Annotated in this window: 6 protein-coding genes; 2 read left to right on the forward strand and 4 right to left on the reverse strand. The window is 29.9% G+C overall.

The genetic code is table 11. The features are described from left to right. Position 1: 1 nt before the first annotated feature. Both hacA and MSM_RS06570 read right to left on the reverse strand, forming a co-directional pair. The gene (gene hacA / locus MSM_RS06565) at positions 2 to 1249 is read right to left on the reverse strand and encodes a homoaconitase large subunit (RefSeq protein ID WP_011954423.1); all 1248 of its coding nucleotides are present in this window, start codon (positions 1247 to 1249) and stop codon (positions 2 to 4) included. Between the two features lie 106 nt (positions 1250 to 1355). Then, entirely contained in the window at positions 1356 to 2357 is a 1002-nt protein-coding gene (locus tag MSM_RS06570) for a radical SAM/SPASM domain-containing protein (RefSeq protein ID WP_011954424.1), read from the reverse strand. Positions 2358 to 2445: 88 nt separating this feature from the next. Here MSM_RS06570 and MSM_RS06575 point away from each other — a divergent pair, with 88 nt between their 5' ends. After that, positions 2446 to 3675, forward strand: coding sequence for a DUF2264 domain-containing protein (locus MSM_RS06575; RefSeq protein ID WP_048058686.1), 1230 nt, complete (start codon positions 2446 to 2448; stop codon positions 3673 to 3675). Between the two features lie 28 nt (positions 3676 to 3703). On the opposite strand, the gene MSM_RS06580 is transcribed toward MSM_RS06575, so the two are convergent. Next, positions 3704 to 4942, reverse strand: coding sequence for a nucleotide sugar dehydrogenase (locus tag MSM_RS06580; protein WP_011954426.1), 1239 nt, complete (start codon positions 4940 to 4942; stop codon positions 3704 to 3706). Between the two features lie 97 nt (positions 4943 to 5039). Here MSM_RS06580 and rfbD point away from each other — a divergent pair, with 97 nt between their 5' ends. After that, positions 5040 to 5882 carry a dTDP-4-dehydrorhamnose reductase gene (rfbD, locus tag MSM_RS06585; protein WP_011954427.1) on the forward strand — a complete coding sequence of 281 codons (843 nt, stop codon included), beginning with the start codon at positions 5040 to 5042 and terminating at the stop codon, positions 5880 to 5882. A 20-nt stretch (positions 5883 to 5902) separates the two neighbouring features. On the opposite strand, the gene MSM_RS06590 is transcribed toward rfbD, so the two are convergent. Then, entirely contained in the window at positions 5903 to 12013 is a 6111-nt protein-coding gene (locus MSM_RS06590; protein ID WP_011954428.1) for an Ig-like domain repeat protein, read from the reverse strand. Positions 12014 to 12083: the final 70 nt, after the last annotated feature.

Here is a 12083-nt window from a genome sequence, read left to right on the forward strand (position 1 = left end):
CTCACTCCGGTGCAACAATTCTTCCTTCAATAGCTGAAGCAGCAGCTACTGCAGCAGAAGACAGGTAAACTTTTCCATCTGGACTTCCTTGTCTGCCTTTAAAGTTTCTGTTAGATGTGGAAAGGCTTACTTCTCCAGGTCCTATGATTCCGGTATGTCCTCCAAGACATGGACCGCAGCATGGAGCAGATACTAAAGCTCCTGCATCAACAAATATTTTAAGTAATCCTTCATCAAGTGCTTTAGAGTATACTTCTTTGGAAGCTGGAATAACTAACATTCTGGTTCCTTTAGCTACTTTTTTACCTTTTAATATTTTAGCAGCATCTCTTAAGTCACTAATCCTACCATTGGTACAGGATCCGAGGAATACTTGGTCAATTTCCTGATCCACTTCACTTACTGCTTTAACATTGTCTACATGGTGAGGACAGGCTACTTGCGGTTCCAACTCACTTACGTCAATATCAATAATATTAAGTGACGGAGCATCTAAGTCAGTTTTAAATACTTTATATGCTTTGTTGGAACGGCTTTCTACATAATCAATAGTTTTTTTATCAGGTTCTACTAAACCAGTTTTTCCACCCATTTCAATAGCCATATTTGTTAAAACCATTCTGTCAGAAATGCTCATATTTGAAACAGTTTCTCCTGCAAATTCACAGGCTTTATATGTTGAACCGTCAACGCCTACCTGGCCGATAATATTTAAAATAACATCTTTAGCATAAACATTATCTTTTAATTCACCGGTGATTTCAAATCTGTTGGTTTCAGGTACTTTAAACCATAAATTACCTTCTGCAAATACCATAGCCATATCTGTAGAACCAATTCCTGTTGAAAACGCACCTAAAGCTCCATGAGTACAGGTATGTGAATCTGCACCAACAATAACTTCTCCAGGAACAACATGTCCTAATTCTGGAAGAATCTGATGGCAGACTCCTGCATTAACATCATAAAAGTTTTCAATTTTCTGTTCTTTAACAAATTTTCTCATTATAATATGATTGTTAGCTGAGTCGATAGAATCAGCTGGAACTTGATGATCGAATGGTATTACAATTTTTGACGGGTCCCAGACTTTAGTAGCACCAATTTTCTCAAAAGATTGTACTGAAAGAGGTCCGGTTAAATCATGAGTCATTGCAACATCAATATTGGCGATAACAATATCTCCAGCCTCAACTTCGTCTTTACCAGCTGCTTTAGCTAATATTTTTTCAGACATTGTTTTTGGCATATTTTTAAACCTCACATATTAATGATAAATATATAGATGTTTGTACTATATAAACTATTTTAGAATGGGGCTTTGTTTATTTTTTTTTCAAAATTTCATTTTTTTTTTATTGAATATTAAAAATAGAGTATAAGTTTTCCCATTGATTTGTTATATCTGTATTAGTATAAGGTATTCCGTCTAATTTTTCAACTAAAACATCACATTGCTTGCATAATTCTAAGTTTTTTCTGCTATTTTCTTTTTTATAGAGAATTTCACGTATTTCTTTAGCTTTTTTACCATTCCAAATATCTACAAGTTTTGCAGTGTTTAAATCTCCTAAAATAACTTTTCCAAAAGGATCACAACAGCATAATGGGACTTTACCATCTGGTTGAACAACTATTTTGTTAAATGGTAATAAACAGGATGATTTTAAGGTTAAAATTTCATTTCTGTTGTCTGACTGCCCGCCTCTGCTTGTTAAAATTTGATTTTGAAGTCTTAAATCAATTAAAACTTTCTTTTTAAGTTCGGGATGTTGGATACAATAGTCAAAAATTTCTTTTACTGGTTCAATAAGTTGTATGTTATCATTATAGTTATCAATAACTATTAAATCCAAATTTTCGGTTAAATCAAGAAATTTGTCTATTGTTAATAATGTACCATTTGTATATAGGTAAATATAGCTATTTGGAAGCTCTTTTCTAGCATATTCGGCATAATTATAGATTTCTTTATCAAGCAATGGTTCATTATTGGAATGGAGTGCAATAGCTCCATCATAATTAATTTCTTTTAGCTCTTTGATTATTTTTTCAAACAGTTCTTTAGGCATTTTTTTATATTCTCTAGGGTCTTGATTCTTGTTAACAGGACAAAAAGAGCATGTTCCGTTACATCTGTTAACAGTTTCAATTTCTATATTGTTAAATAATGGATTAGGAGTTGTTTTCATAAAATTATCAATTAAATTATAGATGTTCTGAAATATTTCTTCATCTTTTTGTTTGGTTTTTAAATTATAATCTGTTTCTTCAGTATTTTCAACTTTTGAAACTTTTTTATTTGTTGATGGTTTTTTTAATTTATTTATTAATTTTTTAATATTGTTTGAAAACATAATCTTTAACCCCTTTTGTTTAATGCTTTTGTTTTTGAGGTATTTTTATTTTTTGTGGAATGTCGATTTATTAAAAACTTTAAATATTATGTATAATAAAATACTGTTCATGAATAACTCATTCTTTGGACGATTTAAAAAAAATGATAATCAGGTTATTGAAGAACAACCTCCAGTTTGGGAGGATAGGATTTTTTGGGTAGAAACCTTGCAAAAGATTGCATTTCCAGTATTAAACAATCTTAAAAAGGAGTCTCTTAAGAAAAACATGTCTATTGAATCATTTAGCTCTGAAAGCAATAAATTTGCTCATCTTGGGGCATTTTCAAATGTTTTTAATGGAATTGCGCCGTGGTTAGAATTGGGACCTGATGAATCTGAAGAAGGTAAAATTCGTGAAAAGTATATTGTATTAACTTTAAAAGCTATTAGTAATGCAGTAAATCCAAATAGTAAAGATTATATTCTTTTTACAGAGCCTAAACAATCTTTAATGAGCATGGCTTTATTTGCTCAAGGTTTACTTAGGTCCAAAACTCAAATATGGAATAATTTACCAATGGATGTTCAAGCTAGAGTTATTTACGAACTTAAAAATACAAGGATAATTGCACCATTTGAAAATCACTGGCTGCTATTTACTTCCATGATTGAAGCTACTCTTTTAGAATTTACTGGTGAATGTGATAGGGAACGTTTAACTTATAGTATTCGTAAATTTAGAGATGAATGGTATCTTGGAGATGCAATTTATGCAGACGGTCCTGAATTTGATGTAAATTACTATAACAGTATTTTTATTCATCCTATGCTTAATGATATTTTAAAAGTAATGAGAAAATATGGTATTAACGAAGGAGAGTTATTGGATGTTCAATTAATGAGATCCAGCAGATATGCATCTCAATTAGAACGTATAATTTCTCCAGAAGGTACATACCCTCTTTTAGGAAAATCAATGGCTTATCGTACAGGAATTTTCCATTTATTAGCTCAAGCAGCATTATTTAAAATATTGCCAAGAAATATGGAAACATCACAGGTTAGGTCAGCTTTAACTAAAGTGTTAAGAACTCAATTTGGAGGCCATCAAAACTTTGATAATAAGGGATGGTTAACTATTGGATTAAATGGCTGCCAAGCTGAAATTGCTGAAAAGGATATCAATACAGGCAGTCTTTATGGATGTTGTGCAATATTTTTACCTTTAGGTTTATCTTTCAATGATTCATTTTGGGTAGGTCCTTTTGAAGAATGGACTACTTTAAAAGCTTGGAATGGTAATCCAGTAGAACCTGATCAATCAATTGATTTCTAATTTTTCTTTTTTTCTCTTTTTATTGTTTTTAAAGACTAAATAAATTTCCATAATTGTAAAGCTTAATGTCTTCAGGTACTTCTTTTATTATATTTTTAGTGTCGAATATAATTGCTTTTTCCATGTTTTCTTTGATTAAATCGTAATCAAGGTCTTTAAACTCATCATGGTCACATAATATTAAAATAAGGTTTGCATCTTTGGTAGCCTGCTTTAAATCAACATATTCTTCATTGGCTACATGGGGATCACAGATGCTTATTTCATAGTTGTCTTCTTTTAATTTAGCTATTATCTCATATGCCGGACTTTCCCTGTCATCACCAGTGTTTCCTTTATATGCAACTCCTAAAACTGCTATTTTGCCATTTGGTGTTATTTTTTTAACATTTTCATATACAAATTCGGGCATTGAGTTGTTGGTGTCTCTGGCTAGTTTTATTATTTTTGCATATTCCGGTGCTTTTGAATAAATGAAATAAGGGTCAATAGCTAGGCAGTGTCCTCCAACTCCAGGTCCTGGTGAGTGCAGGTTTACTCTTGGATGTTTATTTGCCATTTCAATTACATCCAATGCATTTACTCCTATTTTAGTACATATTTTTGTAAGTTCATTAGCTAGTGCAATGTTAACGTCTCTAAAAGTATTTTCCATACATTTGGATAATTCTGCAGTTTTTGCTTCTGTTTTCATTAATGCACCTTCAACAAACTGACCATAAACTTCACTGGCTTTAATTGAGCATTCAGGGGTTATTCCACCTACAATACGATCATTATGTACTAATTCATACATGATTTTTCCTGGAAGGACTCTCTCAGGGCAATGGGCAAGGTATAAGTCTTTTCCTATTGTGTAACCGGCTTTTTCAAAAATAGGTTTAACATAATCATCCATAGACATTGGAGCTATTGTAGATTCAACAATTACAGTATTTCCTTTTTCCAAATAAGGAAGTATGGATTCACATGCACTGATAACATAACTTAAATCACATGTGTAATTTTCAGCAATGTATGGTGTTGGCACAGTTATTATAAATGCATCAGCTTTTACAGGTGTTGTTGAAGCAGAATATACGCCTTTTTCAACAGCTTTTTTAATTATTTCACCAATTCCAGGTTCTTCAATATGAATTTTTCCCTGATTTAAAGTTTCAACAACCTTTTCATTAACATCTACTCCAACAACTTCACAGTGATTTTTTGTAAAAAGTGCAGCTGTTGGCAATCCGATGTAGCCTTGTCCAATAATACAAATTTTCATAAATAAAAAGCCCCTTTTATTTTTCAAATAATTAAATATATTATGTTTATTAATATAAATAATATTTAGTTTTTATTAAATAAAAATAGGGATAATTATGAAAGTTTTAATTACAGGATCTAATGGGATGTTAGGTCATGATTTGACAGATGTTTTAAATGACAAACATGAACTTATACTTACAACATCTAAAACATTGGACATTACTGATAAAGAGCATACAGTTGAATTTATAAAAGAAAATAAACCTGATATAGTTATAAATTCTGCAGCATACACCAATGTTGACGGATGTGAAGAAAACCAGAAACTGGCTTTCAGTGTAAATGGGGAAGGTGTAAGGAATTTGGCTATTGGATGCAGGGAAGCTGACTGTCCATTAGTCCATATCAGTACAGATTATGTTTTCAATGGCAAAAATGACACTCCATGGGTTGAAGATGATGAAATTGGTCCTATAAGTGTTTATGGAAAAAGTAAACTTGAAGGTGAAGAGGCTATTCAGGAAATACTCGATAAATTTTTTATTGTTCGTACAGCATGGTTATATGGAATTAATGGAGGCAATTTCCCAAAAACAATGCTGGAACTGGCTAAAACACATGATGAATTAACAGTAGTTTATGATGAAGTAGGAACTCCGACATACACTCTGGATTTAGCAGAAGCCATTGGAAAATTAATAGAAACTGATTATTATGGTATTTATCATATTACAAACTCCGGAAGCTGTTCATGGTGTGAATTTGCAAAATATATCTTTGAAGTAGCAGAAGTGGATGTAAAAGTCACTCCGGTAACAGCTAGTGAATTTGCAAGACCTGCACCAAGACCTAGCTATTCAGTTTTAAATAATAAAAGATGGGTCGATAATGGTTTTGAACCTTTAAGAAGCTATAAAGAAGCTATTAAAGATTATCTGTTTTGTTTAAAAAAATAAAAGAGAATTAGTTAATTCTCTTATTCTATTTTTATTGTGTTTCCTGTTTGGAAGTCGTTCCAGTAGGAAGTTATGATGTATTCACCGGCCATCAGTCTGATTCCTAATTTGGCAATACCGTTATTGTCTGTGAGTTTGTGGTAAAATACTCCGTTTACATTAAATGATACGTTTTGGTTAGCTATTGGTTTGCCTTGACCGTCTAATGTTTGTGCAGTGAAGCTGCTTCCGTCCAGGTATTTCATGTTTAAGTTTTTAGTAATTAATGTCGGCAATACATTGACTTTGTTTCCTATACTTAATCCGTCAACCATTGTGGTTATTATGTATTCTCCAGGTCTTAAAGAGATTCCCATGCTTGCAATACCGTTTTCATCTGTTTTTTTGTGGTAGAATACACCGTTGATGTTAAAGGTTACTTCCTTGTTTGCAGCTAATGATCCGTCTTTGTTGTAGATTGTTGTCTGGAATCTGGAAGCATTCAAATAGTATTTAGTTAAATCATTTTGAACAATCAGTGATTTTACAGTAATATTATTACCTGACTGCTCACCAGTAACAAGGTTAATTGCTGTTATAACATATTTGCCGGGATTTAAGTTAATACCCATCATAGCTATTCCTTTATCATTGGTGGTTTTAGTGTAAAAGACACCATTGATATTAAACTGAATATCTTTGTTTTTAAGAGGATTTCCCTGTGAATCAGTAAATATAGCATAATACTGAGTATTGTTTCTAAACATTTTAACAACGTCCAATCCTTTAACTGTCGGTTCAATAGTAACTTTCGCCTGCCTGGTTATCGGAGTATAGTTTAATAATCCTTTAAAGTTAACAGTTACTGTGTATATTCCACTGTCCAAGCTCAATCCTAAACTTACAACACCTTTTTCATCTGTTGTTTTAGTATAGGTTTTTCCGTTAATTGTTATTTCAATTGCAGCATCTCTTATAGGATTTCCCTGTTTATCAGTTAAAGTAGCTATGAATCTTGTGCCGTCATGATAAGTCATTTTAACATCAGGAGCATTTAAAATAACATTATATTCAACAGATTTGATTTCAAAAGTTCCGTTGTCAGTAGCTCGAGAAATTTTATCAGTTCCTTTATATGTTGCAGAATATGTGTATTTGCCCTCTGGAAGTTTATCAAAGCTTCTAAAACCAACACCATCAGTTATTACTATTTTATAGAACTCTTTATTAAGCTCTAAAGTTACATTACCTGTAATTGGTCTTCCATCTTCTGTTTTAAGAGTTGCACTAAATATTATTTCATTTTCACCTATTTCAACATTAACTTTCAATATACTTCTTGTTTGATTGATTACAAGTATTTTAGTTGTATTGGAACTTAAATAATTATTATCTCCATTATAATATGCATTTATGGTGTATGATCCACTTGTTAATGGTGAAATTAACCATGATGCATTACCGTTGCTGATGGTTTTATTTCTTGGTGAATATAATCCTAAAATTCTAAATGTAACATTACCTGTAGCATCATCATTTACTACTGCATATATTCTAATATTTTGGCCTTCTATGATTTCTGAAGTTATAATGTTTATATTTGAAGGTGCTTTAGCTATTTTAAATTCTTTGGTGTCAGAGGAGCCTTGGTAAATATTGTTTCCGTTGTAGGTTGCTTTAACAGTTTTATTTCCTGCATTGACTTTATTGAATGTAACTTTGGCTACTCCGTTTACTATTTCAACAGTTTTTGAGTCATGGTCAATAGTAAAAGTAACGTTTCCATTTGCACCGCTTGTAATGTTGGCTGTTATAGTAATGGATTCTCCATAGATGCTGTCTTTAATTGTATTGATTGTAATGGTGGATAATGAGTTTTTAATATTGAATTCAACTTCTTTTGTGTTATTGGTATAGTTGGAATCTCCTGAGTAAATTACTTTTAATGTATGTTTTCCTAAGGTTAAATTAGCTATTTCAACACTTGCAGTTCCATTTTTCAATGTTTTATTGTAAGTTTTACCATCTATAACAAATAATATAGTTCCTGTTGCATTGGCAGGTAATTTAACAGTAATTACTTCAGTTTCTCCGGCTAAAATGTCTTTAATGTCAATATTTAAATCTGCTGGTTTTACAATAATTTTGTTTTTGGCTGTAATTCCATTGAATGTTGCTTTAAGGATATATTCTCCTGCTTTTAAATTTAAATTAAGATAACCTAAACCTTTAGAATTTGTCATTACTGTGTAATTTTTGTTATCTATGTTTATTTCAACTTTTGTATAGGTGTAAGGATTTCCTTGTTTGTCTGTTAAATTAAAGTGATATATTGAGTTATCCTGCTCTTTGATTGTTAAATTTTCACCAGTTAATATAAAATCAATGCTTGTTATGTTTATTGTGGTATTCCAGCTTGCAGATTCAAACTGTTTATCTCCAAGGTATAAAACATAAATGTAATTGCTTCCTTTTGTGAAATTAACATTAAATACAGCTGTTCCGTTTGTGAGAGTTAATTTATAGAATTCTTTATTGATATAAACTCCAACTTCGCCGGTACAGGTGTTGGGATTAGTTTTTACATTGATGATTCCGGTTAAATCATTGTTATATGTAATATTTACAGTTAGATTGCATGAATCTTTTAGAACTTTAAATGTTGTTGTTGCAGTTGATGGGGCGTATTTGGAGTCTCCGGGATAATAAACAGTTACATTATAACTTCCGCTAGTTAAATTGTGTAGTGTGATGTTTGTTACTTCTGATTTTAAAAATATTGTAGTATTTATGCCATTTACACAGAGTATAGCTTCTCCGCGAAGATTGCTTGGATTTACAGTTATTGTAGCTGTTGCATCTTCTCCAGCTTTAACATCATCTACATTTATTGTTAAATTAGTGTTAAATTTACTTACTTTAAAAATTGTACTTGCATTGCTGCTTTCATAGTATTTTGAATCCCATAAAACTACTGTAAGGTTATATTCTCCAACAGCAAAGTTTTTAAGTGGAATTGTAGTTTTTCCGGCATAAATATAAATTATTTGTTTAAGTTCTCCATTGATGTACAGGTAACCTTGTGTTTGGGAACCTTTAGGTTCAAGATTTATAATTAGTTCTCCGTTTTGCCCGATTTTAACTTCAGGTGCAGTAATATTTAATGTAGTTGGATGTTTATTTACAGTATAATTGCAGTAATAGAAGACTTTAGCATAATCTGAGTCACCTTCGTAAATTATTTTAATAGTGTAATTTCCAGGTGTTAAATCAGAAACTTTTAAATTAGTTGACCCATTTACTAGGTTTATGGAATATTTTTTATCGTTAATAATGACTGTTACATTTCCAGTTGGGATGTGTGTGTAGTTTCCGTTTACTTTAATTTTAAATATTGCATCTTCACCGTAGATAATGTTGTTATTGAAATCCACATCTATTTTAGAATCTTCTTTTCCAACATCAAGGATTATTTCTTCTGTGTGTCCTCCTAAATTAGTATAAACTTTGTATTGGCCTTTTTGAGAGGTGTAATTATAGTCTAATGAGGCGGTTCCATTTATTAAAGGTTTAGTTATATTTACTTCTTTTCCATCAATTATAGTTGTAAATGTAACATTCATTTCAGGAAGTAAGTTATAATCTGTAAATAGTTTTCCATTAGCTAGTTTTAAATCTACTTTAAGTTGAATAGTATCTCCAATTTGTAAAGATCCATATTCTGGTTTAAATGTGAATATAAAATAATTATCTATTTCAGAGTTTGAATCTTTTGGATAAGGATTATCATTTGTACAAAAATAGTTGTAATCCATATTTATAGTGCCTTCATTAAATAGGAATGCATATGGATCTTTTGGTATTATGTAGGGGGCGGGACTGGTTGCTTGTAGGTGTTTTGTATTAATAAACATGTTATAAAATGCATTTATAGTACCTTTATTATAGATATTAAATGCACCTGTAAGATAATAAAAATTATTATCTCCATAACTATTATTGTTAAATATAGTTCTGTTAATTGTGAGAGTACCTAAATTTTCAATTGACCCATAATAAACTTTGGTATTATAACCGTTTTTTGAGTAAATTTTGTTATTTTTAATTATTGAATTAATTATTATTCCTGTTCCTGATTCATCATTATATATTGAATTATATCCATTTATATTAGATATTATTGTATTATTTAAATGCATGTTTCCAGAATTTTGTATGGCATTTCCATTATATGTGGATTTAGTTTTATTTATCAAGGAATTCCATAGGTAAATGTTCCCAGTATTATATATTGCACCTCCATGGTATCCTGCTGATAAACTTATAGAAGTATTACTTATATTTAAATTTCCTTCACTATATATTGCACCGCCATTACTTGAAGATTTGGAATTAGAGATGGTGGTGGTGGTTATAATTAATTGACCTGTGTTGTATATTGTTCCTCCAGTTCCAGATGTTGAATTTATGTGGTTAAATGTTGAATTTTCAATTGTTCCAAAACCTATATTGTATATTGCACCTCCAGTTTTGCTTTTTACATTATTAAATGAGCTAGATTTAATTTGAAAAGTTCCAGTATTATATATTGCACCACCATTACTTCCAAACCATCCTGTTGTTCCAAAAAAGTCTGTAGGAGCTGGTTTAATGCCTATATAATCTATATTGTTAATAATGTCTGTAATGTTTTTAAAACTTGAGTTTTCAATTGTTAATAAATTAGAATTGTATATTATTGATCCATTTATAGTTTTAATAGCTTTTTCTCGATATGTTTGATATATGTAATTATTTGATAATTCTTGATAAGTATCATTGATAATTATATTAATATGAATTTTAGTTTTATTTTCAAAAGAAGAATTAACAATAATCAGTCTTCCATTATTCTTAATAACTCTATTTTCAATGTTGGTAAATTTTGAATTGTTGATGGTTAAATTTGCATTTTCTGCGTTGTAGATTATGCTGTCCCATGTTATGTTATTTTTATTTGTTATTATTTGGTTTTGAAGGGAAATCTGCTTAAAAGTACAATTTTCTATTTTTAAAAGTCCCTTGTTGTAGATTAAAGAGTTATTTAAATTGCTTTTTAAATTAGTTATTTTAGGGTGTTGATAAATTGAATCTGTGGTAAATGTTATGTTAAGTAATTCTAAAATTCCTGTATTGTTAATAGCTCTTCCGAGAATGTTTTTAAATGTGCAATTTATTAAATTAACTTTTCCTTCAGTATTTATACTGTAACTTGTGGTATTTGTAATTGTCAAATTTACAAAAGTCACTTTTGCATTATTTGTTATATTAAAGAGGCTTTCTTTTTCAAATCCATTAAATGTAACATTATTTCCAATTATTGTAACGGATTTATTTATTAAAATATTTTCATTTTGGTCATGAATTATATTTAAATTAGATAAATAGATTGTTCCTTCATTTTCAACTAAATCTAATGCTTTTTTAATGGAGTTTATGGAATTTGTCCAATTATTATTGGATTTAATTTTATTATCAATAATTATATTGTTATTTGTTAGGTTTGTTAGTTGTATTTTGTTTAATTTTTCAAAAACAATTGTATTAGAAAATATTCCAAAAATATAGACTTGTAATCTACTTTTATCTTGTACATGGTACGGAAAACTTATGTCAAATGTGTAATTTCCAGGGGTTGTAAAGTGTTGGTATGGTGGTAAATTTAATTCGTTTAGGGTTTTCTGGCTTATTATTGTGTTATTCTCATAAATTATTAAATAAGTTTTGTTAAATTCTTTTTCTCCCATGGTGAACTTTCCAGTTACATGAATATTTACAGTTATATTTCCAGTTTTATTAAACTCACTTGTGTCATTAACGGTTATTGTATTTTCAATACTTGGATATTTTGAACCAATATATACATTTTCTCCAACTTTGTTTGTGTTGTCAATGGATGTATATTTTTGGTTATAATCTTTTATTTTAACAATATCTGCACTATTTTGATTTGATTCATCAGTATCTATTGTACTGTCAGCTTCACTAATTCCAATATCTTCTGTGTTAGAATGGTTTAAAGTGACAGTTGAATTATCCTCAGCATTAACATTGCTTAATGCTATAAAAAATAATCCCAGAATCAATATTAAAATTATTTTTCTATTTTTCACATAAATCTTCTCCTTATTAATTAATATTAAATTATTAACAACTTATTATATAAATTTTATTTGATTCGTA

The organism is Methanobrevibacter smithii ATCC 35061, from assembly GCF_000016525.1.
GTDB classification, from domain to species: Archaea; Methanobacteriota; Methanobacteria; order Methanobacteriales; family Methanobacteriaceae; genus Methanocatella; species Methanocatella smithii.